Consider the following 14,191-nt stretch of genomic DNA (forward strand, 5'->3'; position numbering starts at 1 on the left):
AACGGGGTTCTTGCTGGATTCTCGCCCACGCGGGAATGACGGCGGTTGCTTAATCCTTCGGACGCAGCCTCTCGACTTCCGCGTCGCTCGGCAGGTACTTGGCGCCGTCGCGATAGACGAAATCGACCATGACCGGCTTGCCGTCGACGACCGCGGTCTTGCCGACGAAGGCGCCGAGCGTCGATTGATGGTCGATCTTGCGGAAGGTGATCGGCCCCAGCGGCGTGGTGACGCCCAGGCCTTCGGCGGCGCTCACCAGCTTTTCCGTGTCGGTCGAGCCGGCCTTGGCGAGGAATGCCGCGATCGACTTCACCGAGCTATAGCCCACGACCGAGCCCAGGCGCGGCGACTCGTTGTATTTCGCCTGGTAGGCCTTCAGGAATGCATCGTGCTCCGGCGTATGGATGCCATACCAGGGATAGCCGGTGACGATCCAGCCTTCCGGCGCCTCGTCCTTGAGCGGGTCGAGGTATTCCGGCTCGCCGGTCAGGAAGCTGACGACCGACTTGCCCTTGAACAGGCCACGCGTATTGCCCTCGCGCACAAACTTGACCAGGTCGGGGCCGAACTCGACGTTCAGGATCGCCTCGGCATTGTCGGCGGCGAGCGCCTGGGTCACGGCACCGGCGTCGATCTTGCCCTGGGTCGGCCATTGCTCGCCGACCCACTGGATGTCCGGGCGCTTGGCCGACAGCAGCTGCTTGAACACGGTCACGGCCGACTGGCCATATTCATAGTTGGGCGCCACGGTCGCCCAGCGCTTGGCCGGCAGCTTCGCCGCCTCTTCCGCCAGCATCGCCGCCTGCATGTAGTTCGAGGGACGCAGGCGGAACGTGTAGTGGTTGCCTTGGCTCCCGGTGAAGGCATCGGTCAGCGGCTCGGCGCCCAGGAAGAACACCTTCTTCTGCTTGGCAAAGTCGGAGACGGCGAGGCCGATGTTCGAGAAGAAGGTGCCGAACAGCAGCACCGCATGGTCGTTCGATATCAGCTCGTTCGCCGCCGTCACCGCGTCGCCCGGCTTGCCGCCGTCGTCGCGCGACACGATCGCGAGCTTCTTGCCCAAGACGCCGCCGGACGCATTGACCTCGTCGAGCGCCAGCTGCCAGCCCTTGCGATAGGGTTCGGTGAAGGATGGCAGCGCCGAATAGGAATTGATCTCGCCGACCGTGATGTCCTGGGCCCGCGCCGTGAAGGATGCGCCGACGGCCGCGAGCGCGAACGCCCCGGCCCAAACCTGCTTGTTGACCATGTGCCCCGATCCCCTCTCGCCTCAAGTCCCTGCCGTCGATCATTATTATATCGTCAATCCCGCCTGCGCGGGGATGATGGTCGATTTACCGCAACCCGTCCTCACCCTTGATCTGGTCCTTGGTCAGGCCCCCGACGCGCGGCAAGGGGCGGCCGCTGTCGGTGACGGCGACCGCGACGACGATCTCGCGGGCGCGCGGCGCATCGGCGATGCGCACTTCCATGCCGTCGAAATGGCTGCGCACGAACGCCGCATCCTTGTGGCCCAAGGGGATGTCGAGCACCACGCCCGGCCCGCCGCGCTTCTTGGACGACGGGATGAGGGCCGCTCCCTTGCCCAGCACCTGGCGGACCGGGCCGCCGAGCTTCGGATGCAGAATGGCGGCGGCATGTTCCAGCTCGCCATCCTCGCCCACCGCCGCGGCCTTGCCGTAGCTTTCGGCCCGGTCGCCGGGAATCCCGAGAGCCGTGACCGCGCGCTCGGTCAGCAGCCGGCCCAGTTCCTCGCCGATCTCGATCAGCAGGGTCAGGTCCTCGACATATTGGCCGGCGAACGGGTTCTCGATCACCGCGACCGCGGCGGCACGGCGGGTCGCCGGCTCGACCGGCCGGCCCATTTCCAGCCGGGTCTCTTCGACAAAGGTGACGAGCTTGCGGATCTTCGCCTTCATCGCAGGCCGTCCCCTGCCTTGATGTCGGCCGCGGCCAGGCCGCCGGCGCGATTATGGACGCGCGCACCCGTCGTCATGACCAGCACGAACAGCAACTCGTCGGCCCGGGGCGCGTCGGTGATGCCGACTTCCATGGCGTCGAAATGGCTGCGCACATAGGACGCGTCGATATGGGTCACCGGCACGTCGAGCCGGGTGCCCGGGGCACCGACCTTCTTGGTCGAAGGCACGATCGCCTTGGCGCCACCCAGCACCTCGCGCATGGCGTAGCCGCCGGGGGCATGCCACAGCGCGCCATGCTCGATCTCGCCGGCGGACCCGACGATGGCGCCCTTGCCATAGCCCTGGATCGCCTTGGCGTCGCCACCGAGCGCCGCCAGCAGATGCCGCGCCATCTCGAGCCCCAGCGGCTCCAGATCCTTCATGAAATGGGCGATCTCTTCGACGTAGCGGCCGGCGAAGGGATTCTTGATCACCGCCATCGCGGCGCCACGGCGCAGCGGCACGGCCGCCGGCGGGCCGCCTTCGTGGAAGATCTCTTCGATGATCAGCGCCCGCTTGCGCAGCACGACTTCAGGCATGGGACATCCTCCGAACCGGTTCCGTTTCTTGACGAATCATCGCCAAGGGCGATGCAGCAAACGCACCGATCGTCCGCGTGACGCCCTGCAGATGCAAGGATGCCGCGACGATGCGGCCTGCGGCAATCAGGCCGGCGGCGCGCAGGAGGCCGCTTTCGAGCGCCCGGTCTTGTTCCGCGGCTGTTAGCGCGGGGACATCGCGCGTGACGAGGCGCGCGCCCAGATCGCTGTTCGGATCGAGGCTGTCGGCCGGCACGCGGACGATGCCCGGATGATCCAGGTCGACCGCATTCGCGACGATGGTCGCCGCCGCATCGGCATCGGCCGCCTCCCGTGCCAGGATCGTGACCGCATCGGCGATGCCGAGCGAGAAGGACCGGCCATGCCACCCGCTGGTCGCGATGCCGCGCACCCCATCCTCGGCCCGGATCAGCGCCTGGCCGATCAGCGACGGTCGGTCGGGCCGATCGATCAGGCCGGTCGTGAAGCTTTCGCCGGCGGCCAAATGCAGGGCGATGTCCCCGCCGTTGTTGACATAGGCCCGGTCGAGCGGCGCCGCCGCGACCATCGCCGCCAGCACCGCCTCGGCCACAGCGCCGGCCACGGCGGCCATCGGCGTGATGAAGCCGTCGGCGGCGTAAGGCAGCACGGCCGCCCGCATCCGGGTCGCCACCAGCCCGATGGGAACGGGCGACAGCGGCCCGACCGGCGCGCGCAGGATCGCCAGCTCTTCGCACAATTCGTCGAGCAGGCCATTCATCCGCGCCGCCGCCGCCCGATGGGCCGCGCGCACGGCGGCCGGCTGCCCCCAAGCCTCCAGGATCAGGTCGATCGGCCCGTCATGGAGATGGACGCGCCGCCCGTCGGGCAGCAGGCGGATGAGCGGCGGTTCCCTCATCCGTGCGACCGCTTGCTGTCGGACGGCGCCAGCGGCCAGGGATTGCCCTGAAGTTGCGGCAGCTTGCGGCCGCCCTCGCCGGCCAGCACCTGGGCAAGCGGACGCAGGTGGCTGAGATGGCCGCCCAGCGCCGCGTAATCCTCCAGCCGCATGGTGAATTCGATCGGCGCTACCAGGGCCGGGGTCGGCACATAGCCGAAGGCATTGCTGGGCACGCGCGTCACGTCGACCATGAAGGTGATGCCGCCGCCCGGCCAGACATAGACCGGCGCGCCGCCGCAGGTGACATAGGTCAGCGCGTCCTTGACCGACCGGGTGAGCCGCACCGGGTTCTCCGTGACCCCGGCCCGGAGCGAGCCGCCGGCCCCGCCCATGAACAGCACGGTCGACAAGGCGGGCTCGCAATTCTCCTTCACCCGCTCGACCGATTCCGCCAGCGCCGCCGGCAGGTCGCGGGCGACCGGCTTCAACTCGGCATCCAGCTCGTAATAGGCATGCTGCTCGCCGGTCGTGCTGATCATCAGCATGCTGAGGCCGGGCCACGCGACCTTCGGATCGAACGGTCCGAGGATCGACAGCGGATCGACGATCGCCGTGCCGCCCCAGCCGGTACCGGGATGGGCCACCTCGAAATAGCGGCCGGGGGTCGAACGCCGCCCAGTCATCTTGAGGCCGGTCTCCTTGACGCCCAGCACCTTGCCGGCCTGGTGCTCCGACAGCACGCCGGTGATGTGGTCGTCAATGACCACGACCTCGTCGACCTTGCCGAACCATTGTTGGGCGAACATGCCGATGGTGGCCGAACCGCAGCCGACGCGCATGCGCTCTTCCAGGACGCCGTTGACCACGGGCGGCTTGCCGGCCTGGACCAGCACCGTGGCCCCGTCGTCGACGGTCAGCTCGACCGCCTTGCCGTTGCACAGGTCCAGGATCGCGTCGCAGGTCATTCGCCCCTGCTTCTTGCCGCCGCCGGTCAGATGGTTGACGCCGCCCAGCGACAGCATCTGCGAGCCGTACTCGCCGGTCGTGACATGGCCGATCATCTCGCCCTTGGCGCGGACCGGCGAACGCTCCGGCCCCAGGTGCCGGTCGGTGTCGATCTTCACCTTGACGCCGCAATAGCTGAAGATGCCCTCGGTCACGACCGTGACCATGTCGACCCCGTCGATCTGGGACGAGACGATGAACGGCGCCGGCTTATAGTCCGGATAGGTCGTGCCGGCGCCGATCGCGGTCACGAAGCGGCCGCCGGGCTTGACCAGGTCGCCGTCCCAATCCTCGGCCCGCTCCAGGAACTGCACGACCGGCTCGCCACGATCGACCGCGCGATCGAGGATCACGTGCGGATCGATGCGCACCAGATCGCCGCCGTCGTTCATGTAGCGGTCGCAGGCGCCGGTGGCCCCCGGTTTGATGAAGCACATGACCGGGCAAGCGTCGCAGCGGATCTTGTCGCCGTCGCGGATCGGCGCGGTATCAGGCATTTGTCGTGTCCTCGGTCTCAGGCGCGGCGGTCTCGAGCGCGCGGATCGCCGCCCGCACCCGGTCCGGAGTCGCAGGCGCGCGGCGGATGCGGGCGCCGGTCGCGTCATAGATGGCGTTGAGGATGGCCGGTGCGGTCGGGATCAGCGCCTGTTCGCCGATGCCCTTGGCGCCGAAAGGACCGATCGGCGCCGCATCCTCGATCAAAATTGAGGTGACCGGCGGCATGTCGCCGACCGTCGGGATCAGGTAATCGTGCAAATTTTCGCCCCGCCCGGGGAAGAATTCCTCCATCAGCGCCAAGCCCAGCCCCTGGGCGGCACCGCCCTCGATCTGACCCTCCAGCAGGGTCGGGTTGATGGCGCGGCCGACGTCGTGGGCGGCGGTCAGGCGCAACACCTTGACCGTGCCCAGCGCCGTATCGACCTCGATCTCGGCCAGATGGGCGCCATAGCCGAAGACGGCGTAAGGCTCGCCCTGGCCATCGGCGTCGAGCGGGCTGGTCGGCGGATCGAAGGTTTCCTCGGCGGCCAGCACATAGCCGCGGTCGTCCGGGATGAGATCGTGCAGCGGCAGCGCACGGCGATGGCCCTGCTCGGAGACCAGGACGCCGCCGTCGGCAAAGGTCAGCGTCGCATCTTCGCCGGCGTTGGCCTCGCGCAGGATGGCACGCCGCAGCGCCTGACCGGCCAGGAACGCCGCCTTGCCGCTGACGAAGGTCTGGCGCGAAGCCGAGGTCTTGCCGCAGTCGGGCGAGAGGTCGGTGTCGCCCGACACGAGATCGAACAAGGCGAGCGGCGCGCCCAGCGCGTCGGCGCAGATCTGGGTGATGACCGTATTGGACCCCTGGCCGATGTCGACCGCCCCCTGATGCAGCGTGATCCGTCCGTCGGCGCGCAGGCCCACGCGGATGGTCGACGGGTTCGGCAACGAGGTATTGCCGCAGCCGTACCACATGCCGGCGAAACCGATGCCGCGCCGAAGCGACCCGGTCTGGCGCGCATTGAACGCCTGGACCTCGGCGCGGGCATCGTCCCGTCGCGGCCGCAGCGCCTCGAAACAGGCACGGATGCCGACGCCGGCATCGAACACCTGACCGGTCACCGTCGGCACGCCGACCTTGAGCGCATTCTGCACCCGGAAGTCCAGCCGATCGATGCCGAGCCGATCGGCCAACTCGTCGAACAATTGCTCCTGCGCGATGGCTGCCTGGGGCACGCCGAAACCACGGAAGGCCCCAGCCGGCACCAGATGGGTATGCACCGCCCGGGTCTCCGCCCGATAGCTTGGGAAATAATACGGGCCGGACGCATGGACCGGCACCCGGTTCGCCACGGTCGGCCCCCAGGAGGCATAGGCGCCGGTGTTGAAATCGCCGGCGAACTCCATGGCGGTCAGGCGACCGTCGCGCCCGGCACCGATCCGCACCTTCATCTGGGCCGGATGGCGCTTGGTCGTGGTCATGATCGATTCGCTGCGCGAATAGACCATGCGGGCCGGCCGGCCCAGGTGCCAGGCCGCGATCGCCACGAACGGCTGGATCGACAGATCGAGCTTGGAACCGAAGCCGCCGCCTACGGCGGTAGGGATGATGCGCACTGCCTCGACGGCCAGGCCCATGATGCGCGCGATGTCGTCCCGGTCCATATAGGGCGCCTGGGTGCAGGCCTGGATCTCAAGGCGGTCGCCGACCCGGCGGGCGAAGCCGGCCTCGGGCTCGATATAGGCGTGTTCGACGAAACCGGTTTCGAATTCGCCCTCGACCACGACCGCCGCCTGGACGAAGCCGGCATCGATATCGCCGCGCGCGACCCGGCCGCGCGTCAGGATGTTGCCGGGCCTGCCGTCATGCAGCCGCGGTGCGGCCTCGGCCAGCGCCTCGTCCATGGTCACCAGCGGCGAGAGCTCGTCCCACAGCACCGGAAAATCCGCGAGGTCGAGTGCGGTCAGCACCGACGGCTCGCCGGCGACCAGAGCGACCGCCTCGCCGCGGAACCGCGTCTCGCCGACCGCGAACACCGGCTGGTCGGCGAACGGGCCGATGACGCCGAAGCAATTGGCGCCCGGGATGTCGGCGGCCGTAAAGACGCGCAGCACGCCTGGATGGCGGCGGACGAATTCCTCGAGGTCACCGAAGCGGAAGCGCGCACGATGGTGCGGCGAACGGATCGCCCGGACAGCGACCGTATCGGCCGGCACCTCGTCGGCGCCGAAGATCTCGCTGCCGTCGACCTTGCGCTGGCCATCGAGCCGCTCGATGCGCGCGCCGACGGCCTGGCCCGCCGCCGGCGATGCGGCCACGTCGCAGCCCGGACCGCCGCCGACCTCGAGGATCGCATCGACGATCTTGCGATAGCCGGTGCATCGGCACAGCACACCGCCAAGCGCATCCATCACCTGGGTCTCGCTCGGCGCGGGCGTGCGATCGAGCAGGGCCGCAGCCGTACCCAGCATGCCGGGCGTGCAGATCCCGCACTGGGCGGCGCCATGCTTCAGGAAAGCCCGCTGCAGCGCAGCCGCCGACGGGCTCGCATCCGGCAACCCTTCGATGCTGGTCACGACCCGGCCACGCACCTGGCCGACCGCGATCAGGCAGGCACAGGCCGGCGCGCCGTCGACCAGCACCGTGCAGGCACCGCAGTCGCCGGCATCGCAGCCGATCTTGGTGCCGGTCAGCCCCAATTCGTCGCGCAGCACGTTGGACAGGCGCGTGATCGGCGCGGAGCCGACCTCTACGGATTGGCCGTTGAGCTTGAACGAGAGCCGGGTCGCTGAATCAGGCACGGGCAGTCTCCGTCCGGCAGGCGTCGAGCGCGCGGCCGACCAGGGTCAGCGCCGCATCGCGACGATAAAGGGCGGTCGCGCGGACATCGTCGATCGGCCGCAGGGGGGCGAGATGGTCGGCCTGCACCAAGTCGGCGAGGCCCAAGTCGGCAGCAACGCCGACCAATGCGCGCTCCAGCGCCGGCAGGCGGCAGGCGACGGCGGAGCAGGACCCGACCGCGATACGTGCCCGATCGACACGCCCCCGATCGTCGAGCGTCAGTTCGGCCGCGACCATGACGATCGAGATGACCAGATAGCGTCGCGCACCCAGCTTCACGAAATGGGACCGGGCCGTCGGGGCCGGATGCGGCACCAGGATCGACACCACCATCTCGTCGGCGGCGAGCGCAGTCCGACGCGGACCCAGGATGAATTGGTCGAGCGGCAGGATGCGCCGACCGTTCGGCCCGGCCAGCTCGACCGACGCGTCGAGTGCCAGGAGCGGCGGCACGCCGTCCGCAGCGGGCGAGGCATTGCAAAGATTGCCGGCGATCGTGCCCAGATTCTGGATCTGCCACCCGCCGACCTCGCGCGCGGCAGCCTTCAGCGCATCGAACGCGGACGGGAGCGGTGCCGCGATCAACTCGCTCCAGGTCGTCCGGGCACCGATCTGGATCCAGTCCGGCTCGATCCGGATGCCCTTCAGCCCGTCGATCGCCGAGATATCGAGCACCGTCCCGACCACCGCCCGGTCGCCCTGGCTCGGAAAGAAGTCGGTGCCACCCGCGAGGATGCGGCCGCCCTGACCGGCCAGGACGCCGATTGCCTCATCGATGCTCGTCGGTCGGATGTACACCCGCATGCCTCCGATGAAACCGCCTCGAAACCCGCCGAAGCCCGCGATCCAACATCCGGATCATTCATTGGTATACAAATGATGTTGCACGTGAGCGCGCGATGCTGTCAAGCGCGCAGATCGGACCAGCCATGCGCCGTCGTCCGCCTTATGATAGAGACGAAAAGGCGAGTGGCAGCGCGCTTTTTCCGCCGACGGCTGCGACGAAGCGGCGGCACGGGCGTTAGCCTCTCGCCGATATCAACGAGACGGACGGACGATGAACCTCAATCACGCGGCCAATAGCGTCCTGCACCTGATCCTGGTGATCATCCATTTCGTCTTCGCCGTGTTCGCCGCGATCGAACTGTGGCTGCGCCACCTGCTGGTCAGCCTGGGCATCGGCGGCCAGGTCGCGACCGCCATCCTGATCCTGGCCGCCATCGCCTTCTTCGTCGGTGCGCTCCGCCTGTTCGGCGGCGCGCTGCAGATGCTGATCGTGATCTTCCTGATCCTGTTCGCGCTCCAGGTGCTGTTCACCATCGCGCCGGTCTAGCGAGCGACGGGGGTCGAACCGGCTGCGGCGGATTTCTCGCTCTTCAACTCCTTGATCCGCTGCTCGATCGGCCCGAACGGCCCCAGTTGATGCTGCGTGCGGTCGAACCCGTCGACATAGGGACCGTAGCCCGCATCGACGGGTTTCTGCAGTCGCACCGGGAAATCCTGGTCGAGATGGGCGCGCGCCGGGCGCGGCTGACTTTGGAAATAGGCGACGACATCCCAGGCGTCCTCCGCACTCAGCGCCGGCGCCAGCCAGGTCGAGCCGTTCGGCATGTTGCTGCGGACGAAGTTGGCGGCACTGACCAGCCGGTTCATGCCGGCGCCGTCGTTGAAGCTGTCCCGCCCCCACACCGGCGGAAACTCGTACCCGCCCGCATCCCCCGGGGGGCCGTGGCGCTTGCCCTGGCCGTCCAGCCCGTGGCAGCTGGCGCAATTCTGGCCGAACAGCGCCTTGCCATGGTCCGGATCGGCGGCGCGCACCAGCTTCGGCATGTCGCCCGATCCGCGTCCGGCGGTTTGCGCGCCGATCGCGACGCCGGTCGACAGGAATTTGATATAGGCGACGAAAGCCGCCATCTCGGTCGAATCGAGCGGCAGCGCGCGGCCGTTCATGCTGCGCTCCATGCAGCCGTTGATCCGGTCTTCCAGCGAGCCGACCTTGCCTTCGCGTCCGCGATATTGCGGGAAATCGGCGAACACGCCGACGAACGGCAGGCCGAACTGCTTGGCGCCGCCTTCGAGATGGCAATTCTGGCAGGACAGGTTGTTGCCGGCATAACGCATGGCAGGGTCGGCGACCTCCGGCCCGATATGGGCATAGGTCGCGATGGTCAGCTCACGGCCGAGCCGCACCAGCTTGCCCCAGGCATCGTTCGGCAACTTGTCGATGTCTGGCACCGTCCAGGCCGGCGGGGCGCTGGGATGTGCGGGCTTCGCAGGGTCGCTCCTCGCCAGAACAGGTGGGACGGCGGGCACTCCCGGCGGGGCGGCAACCGGCGGCTTCGCGGGTGCGGCAACCGGTACCGGGCCGCCGCCCGGCGAACGACCGGTAAGGCAGACGGCCGCGACACCGACCGCGCCATAGATCATGGCCATGAACGACAGTTTCACGAAGGCCCTCCCCGCCTGACCGCGCCGATCATACCATGCGCGCCCAGATCCCTCACGCCGCTCGGACTGGTGCCGGAACCGCTCGATCACCACCGGTCTCTGCTTCCCGTTTGACGGGAATTCCGTATATGGTCGAGGCGAGGTTTTCGCGGGGAATGATGCGCCTGACATTGTTTGCAGCGGTCGCTATGACGACCAGCTTGCTGGTTTCCACCGCCAGGGCGGCCGATGGTCCCGTCGCCGGCCCGGCGATCTCCGTGGCCAACGTCTGCCAAAGCAGCGTGCAGCCCCAGGCCAGGATCGCCGCCTGCGAGGTCCTGCTGCGGAGTTTGGGGTCGCGCCCCCAATTGGCGGCGGTCGTGCTGTATTCCATCGGATTTTCCCGGGAGGATCTGCATGACCCCGACGCGGCACTGCTGAGCTTCACCGACGCGCTGCAGCGGGACCCGACGCTATGGCCGGCGTCCTGGGCGCGGGCGGAGCTGCTGCAGGCGCGCCGGGAATATGGCTCGGCCCTCCAGGACTGGAACCAGGTGGTGGCCCAACGGCCCGCCCTGGCCCAGGCCTATCTGTGGCGCGGCAACGCCGCCAGCAACCTCGGGCGCCAGGACGCCGCCATCGCGGATTATACCAAGGCGATCACCATCGCGTCGCCCAACGATGCGGTCGACGAGTTCTATGAGGAACGCGGGACGGCCCAAGCCGCAGCGCATCGTCCGGACCTGGCGATCCAGGACTTCGACCAGGCGATCGCTCGCAACGAGCGCGCCGCCACGGCCTATGCCGGCCGCGGACGATCCCTGTTCCTGAAGGGCGATGCGATCGGGGCGGTGAGCGATTTTCGCAAGGCCAGCGAGCTGGCGCCCGACGATCTCTATGACGCGTTGTGGCTGTATCTGGCGGAAACCGAGTCGGGACAGGACGGCGCCGGCAACCTGCGTGGCAGGATGCCTCAGCTGCCGATGACCAGATGGCCTGGTCCGCTGGTTCGTGTCCTGCTGGGCGACATCAAGCCCGAGCAGGTTCAGCCAGCTCCCCCGGAGCCTGCCGGGTGGTCCGCGGCCGACCGGCAGGCCGGCGCCGCCTGCGAACTGGCCTTCTTCACGGGCGAGTTGCACCGACTGCAGGGTCGGAAAGATCAGGCGATTGCGGCATTCCGGGCGGCACTCGCGACCCACGTCCTGGAATATGTCGAATATCCCGCCGCCGAGGCCGAACTCGCGCGCCTGACGCGCTGATGGCCGTCTTGCGCATCCCACGCTCTTTTCATACGGAGACATCGATGGTGGGCCACAGCCGCCTTCGTCCCGCCCTGGCTTGCTCCACGGCCGTGCTGCTGACGGCGGCCGGATGCGCCCCAGGGACGCCCAATGGTCAGGCGCCGGTCTCGCCATCCGATCTCACGACTCTCGCCACCTATGGGCCGCACCGTGCCGAAGCGGAGTTGGCCTTCCGGTTGATGTCGGGCAAAGGGGTGGCGCGCTCGCCGGCGACCGGCGCGGCGCTGATCCGCCAATTGGCGGACACCGGCGATGCCGGTGCGGAGACGACGCTCGCGGCGCTCTATCTTTCCGGAAACGGTGTCGAGAAGAGCCCGACGACCGCCATCGAATGGTACGAGAAGGCGGCGGCGCAGAATTATGCCGAGGCCGAGGCCAATCTCGCCTTCGCCTATGGCCGCGGCTCGCTGGTGCCGGCGGATCCCGCACGCGCCTTCGCACTGGCCCAGAAAGCGGCGACCCAAGGCAACGCCGAGGGTGAAATCGCGCTCGGTACCGCCTTTGCGGAAGGCTGGGGCACCGCCAAGGATGATCAGGCGGCACTTCGTTGGTACCGCAAGGCGGCGGATCACCATCATACCCGGGCGCAGCAGGCGATCGGCCAGGCGTATCTCGACGGCAAGGGGGTTGCGGTGAATCGGATCTTGGCTTTCGCGTGGTTCAGCGTGGCGGCGACGAACGCGATGGCCTTCACGCCGGCCGACAGCGCGCTCGCGTCCCGCGCGCGGGACGATCTGGCCTTGCTGCTGTTGCCCGCGGAAGTCCAGCAAGGCACGCAGATCGCGGCATCCTGGAAGCCTGGCGTCGATCTCGATGCCGTGGCCATCGCCGCCGGGCCGACGACGGCCCCACCCAGGCAATTCAACTCACCGACGACCGGGACGCTACAGGCCGCCGCCGGCCCGCGGGTCGATCCGCCGGTGGTCGAGCGCCTGATGAACTACGACATCGACGTCCAGCCCAGCGGCAATTGGACGGCGACGATGCGGCGCGAGGTGATGGTCAGAAACGAGGCGGCGGTCAAGGGTGCCAGCCAGGTGCCGCTCTATTTCAACAGCGCGCTCGACACGGTCGATGTCATCGAAGCCTATACCTTGAAAAGCGACGGCCGGAAGCTGCCCGTCGACAGTGCCGCGATCTACAGCCAGCTCGTACCCGGCAGCCCGACCGCGCCGATGTTCGACGATCAGAAGCAGAAGATCGTCGTCTTTCCGGACGTCGAGGCCGGAGACGTCCTGGTCCTGAGCGTCAAGTATACCATGACCTCGCTGCTGCCCGGCCTGTTCAGCTTCCATTGGATGTTCGACCAGACCTATGCCGAGAACGATGCGCGGGTGACGATCCGGGCGCCGCAATCCATGCCGCTCGTCACCGAGACGCACGACGTAAAGTTCGCCCAACGCAGCGAGGGCGACAAGACGGTCTACGAATGGCGCTACGCCAACCCCAGCCCCTTGTCAGAGAACATCCTGGCGCTCGATCCGATCGATCGGGCACCCCGGCTCTTCGCCTCAAGCTTCAAGACCTACGACCAGATGGCGAGCGCCTACGATGCGCTCGCCGAACCGAAAGTGACGGTCACGCCCCGGGTGCAGCAATTGGCCGACAGCGTCACCGCCGGCGCGCAGGACCGACGCAAGCAGGCCGAACTGCTCTATGATTGGGTCAGCCGCCACATCCGCTACGTCGGCGTGGAACTCGGCATGGGCGCGATCGTGCCGCACGATGTCGAGACGATCCTCAGCAACGGCTATGGCGACTGCAAGGATCACAGCACGCTGTTCTCGACCCTGTTGAAGGCGAAGGGCATTCCCAGCCAGATCGTCATGATCAATCTGGGGGCTAGCTACACCCTGGCGACGCCGCCGACCTTCGGCGCGCTCAACCACGCCATCACCTACCTGCCCGAATTCGACCTCTATGCCGACACCACGGCCGGCGTGGCACCGTTCGGGGTGCTGCCCTTTCCTGAATATGGCAAGCCGGTCGTGTTCGCGACGGCGACCGCGCCGGCCATCCATCACACGCCGGCACTCTCGGACGGGCTCGCCACGGTCACGACCCGGACGATGGCGAAGCTGGGTCCGGACGGCAAGCTGAGCGGCGAGAGCGAGACCACCGGCACCGGCCCCTTCGCGATCCAGCTGCGCCAGCTGGCCGTCAACATCCAGTCGATCGGCGCCGAGCAGGCGGCAAAATACCAGCTGCGCGGCCAAGGTTTCGACGGCAAGGGCCGGTTCGATTTCGCCTCGCCCTTCGCGATGGCCGACACCTTCCGGATTGCCGGGCATTTCGAAACCGAGCCGCATATGGAGCTGGTGTCGGGCAACAGCTTCAAGCTGCCGCTCGGCTTGGGGCTGGGCGCGCAGCCGGGCGCCGAACTGCTGGGGCCGCTTTATAATTTCCGCGATGCGCGGGGCATCGAGCCGACGGCCTGCTTCAGCGGCCGGGAAGTATCGGACGTTTCGCTCGAACTGCCGCCGGGCAAGCACCCCCGCGAATTGCCGAAACCGGCCGACATCAAGACCGATTTCATGACCTACAGCTCCCATTGGTCGCTGGCCGGCCATACCGTCACGGTCCACCGGGAATTCACCAGCAAGGTGGCGCAGCCGATCTGCCTCGGCGCCGTCCGGCTGGCGGCCGCCAAGGCGCTGAACGACATCCGGGGCGACTATAACAAGGCGATGGCGCTCACCGGCGGCTGAGCCTATGGGCCGCTGTGCTCAATCACCTGATGCACCGCGCAATCGCTCAGA

At 68.0% G+C, this 14,191-nt stretch carries 12 protein-coding genes; 3 read left to right on the forward strand and 9 right to left on the reverse strand.

Annotated features, from left to right (window positions below; genetic code table 11):
• Nucleotides 1-49: 49 nt before the first annotated feature.
• From VGV37_RS17460 to VGV37_RS17490, 7 genes are all read right to left on the reverse strand, one after another.
• Nucleotides 50-1,249 (reverse strand): ABC transporter substrate-binding protein, encoded by a 1,200-nt coding sequence (locus VGV37_RS17460; RefSeq protein WP_326880987.1) that lies wholly within the window; start codon nucleotides 1,247-1,249, stop codon nucleotides 50-52.
• A gap of 85 nt (nucleotides 1,250-1,334) precedes the next feature.
• Nucleotides 1,335-1,919 (reverse strand): amino acid synthesis family protein, encoded by a 585-nt coding sequence (locus VGV37_RS17465; protein WP_326880988.1) that lies wholly within the window; start codon nucleotides 1,917-1,919, stop codon nucleotides 1,335-1,337.
• Nucleotides 1,916-2,500: an amino acid synthesis family protein gene (locus VGV37_RS17470; RefSeq protein ID WP_326880989.1), complete on the reverse strand. Its 585-nt coding sequence runs from the start codon at nucleotides 2,498-2,500 to the stop codon at nucleotides 1,916-1,918. The genes VGV37_RS17465 and VGV37_RS17470 overlap by 4 nt, the downstream gene beginning before the upstream one ends.
• Complete coding sequence (locus tag VGV37_RS17475) at nucleotides 2,493-3,398, reverse strand: UPF0280 family protein (protein ID WP_326880990.1); 906 nt, start codon at nucleotides 3,396-3,398, stop codon at nucleotides 2,493-2,495. The genes VGV37_RS17470 and VGV37_RS17475 overlap by 8 nt, the downstream gene beginning before the upstream one ends.
• Nucleotides 3,395-4,882: a 6-hydroxynicotinate reductase gene (locus tag VGV37_RS17480; RefSeq protein WP_326880991.1), complete on the reverse strand. Its 1,488-nt coding sequence runs from the start codon at nucleotides 4,880-4,882 to the stop codon at nucleotides 3,395-3,397. The genes VGV37_RS17475 and VGV37_RS17480 overlap by 4 nt, the downstream gene beginning before the upstream one ends.
• Nucleotides 4,875-7,664 carry a molybdopterin-dependent oxidoreductase gene (locus VGV37_RS17485; protein WP_326880992.1) on the reverse strand — a complete coding sequence of 930 codons (2,790 nt, stop codon included), beginning with the start codon at nucleotides 7,662-7,664 and terminating at the stop codon, nucleotides 4,875-4,877. Before VGV37_RS17485 ends, VGV37_RS17480 begins: the two co-directional genes overlap by 8 nt.
• On the reverse strand, nucleotides 7,657-8,508 hold the full coding sequence (locus tag VGV37_RS17490) for a xanthine dehydrogenase family protein subunit M (protein WP_326880993.1): 852 nt from the start codon (nucleotides 8,506-8,508) through the stop codon (nucleotides 7,657-7,659). The genes VGV37_RS17485 and VGV37_RS17490 overlap by 8 nt, the downstream gene beginning before the upstream one ends.
• A gap of 253 nt (nucleotides 8,509-8,761) precedes the next feature.
• Between VGV37_RS17490 and VGV37_RS17495 the strand changes: the two genes are divergently transcribed.
• Nucleotides 8,762-9,037 (forward strand): hypothetical protein, encoded by a 276-nt coding sequence (locus tag VGV37_RS17495; RefSeq protein WP_326880994.1) that lies wholly within the window; start codon nucleotides 8,762-8,764, stop codon nucleotides 9,035-9,037.
• Here VGV37_RS17495 and VGV37_RS17500 read toward each other — a convergent pair.
• Nucleotides 9,034-10,152 (reverse strand): c-type cytochrome, encoded by a 1,119-nt coding sequence (locus VGV37_RS17500; protein ID WP_326880995.1) that lies wholly within the window; start codon nucleotides 10,150-10,152, stop codon nucleotides 9,034-9,036. The two genes, VGV37_RS17495 and VGV37_RS17500, sit on opposite strands and share 4 nt — an antisense overlap.
• A 52-nt stretch (nucleotides 10,153-10,204) precedes the next feature.
• Nucleotides 10,205-10,525 carry a hypothetical protein gene (locus VGV37_RS17505; RefSeq protein WP_326880996.1) on the reverse strand — a complete coding sequence of 107 codons (321 nt, stop codon included), beginning with the start codon at nucleotides 10,523-10,525 and terminating at the stop codon, nucleotides 10,205-10,207.
• Here VGV37_RS17505 and VGV37_RS17510 point away from each other — a divergent pair.
• The gene (locus VGV37_RS17510; protein WP_326880997.1) at nucleotides 10,512-11,390 is read left to right on the forward strand and encodes a tetratricopeptide repeat protein; all 879 of its coding nucleotides are present in this window, start codon (nucleotides 10,512-10,514) and stop codon (nucleotides 11,388-11,390) included. The two genes, VGV37_RS17505 and VGV37_RS17510, sit on opposite strands and share 14 nt — an antisense overlap.
• Before the next feature lie 44 nt (nucleotides 11,391-11,434).
• Nucleotides 11,435-14,140 carry a DUF3857 domain-containing protein gene (locus tag VGV37_RS17515; protein ID WP_326880998.1) on the forward strand — a complete coding sequence of 902 codons (2,706 nt, stop codon included), beginning with the start codon at nucleotides 11,435-11,437 and terminating at the stop codon, nucleotides 14,138-14,140.
• Nucleotides 14,141-14,191 lie beyond the last annotated feature (51 nt).

It is taken from the genome of Aliidongia sp., from assembly GCF_035943795.1.
Classification (GTDB): domain Bacteria; phylum Pseudomonadota; class Alphaproteobacteria; order ATCC43930; family CGMCC-115725; genus Aliidongia.

Coding starts and splice junctions, on each gene's coding strand:
- VGV37_RS17470 (WP_326880989.1), bottom strand. CDS start 2,500: ATGCCTGAAGTCGTGCTGCGCAAGCGGGCGCTGATCATCGAAGAGATC.
- VGV37_RS17495 (WP_326880994.1), top strand. CDS start 8,762: ATGAACCTCAATCACGCGGCCAATAGCGTCCTGCACCTGATCCTGGTG.
- VGV37_RS17460 (WP_326880987.1), bottom strand. CDS start 1,249: ATGGTCAACAAGCAGGTTTGGGCCGGGGCGTTCGCGCTCGCGGCCGTC.
- VGV37_RS17475 (WP_326880990.1), bottom strand. CDS start 3,398: ATGAGGGAACCGCCGCTCATCCGCCTGCTGCCCGACGGGCGGCGCGTC.
- VGV37_RS17515 (WP_326880998.1), top strand. CDS start 11,435: ATGGTGGGCCACAGCCGCCTTCGTCCCGCCCTGGCTTGCTCCACGGCC.
- VGV37_RS17480 (WP_326880991.1), bottom strand. CDS start 4,882: ATGCCTGATACCGCGCCGATCCGCGACGGCGACAAGATCCGCTGCGAC.
- VGV37_RS17490 (WP_326880993.1), bottom strand. CDS start 8,508: ATGCGGGTGTACATCCGACCGACGAGCATCGATGAGGCAATCGGCGTC.
- VGV37_RS17465 (WP_326880988.1), bottom strand. CDS start 1,919: ATGAAGGCGAAGATCCGCAAGCTCGTCACCTTTGTCGAAGAGACCCGG.
- VGV37_RS17505 (WP_326880996.1), bottom strand. CDS start 10,525: ATGGAATACAGCACGACCGCCGCCAATTGGGGGCGCGACCCCAAACTC.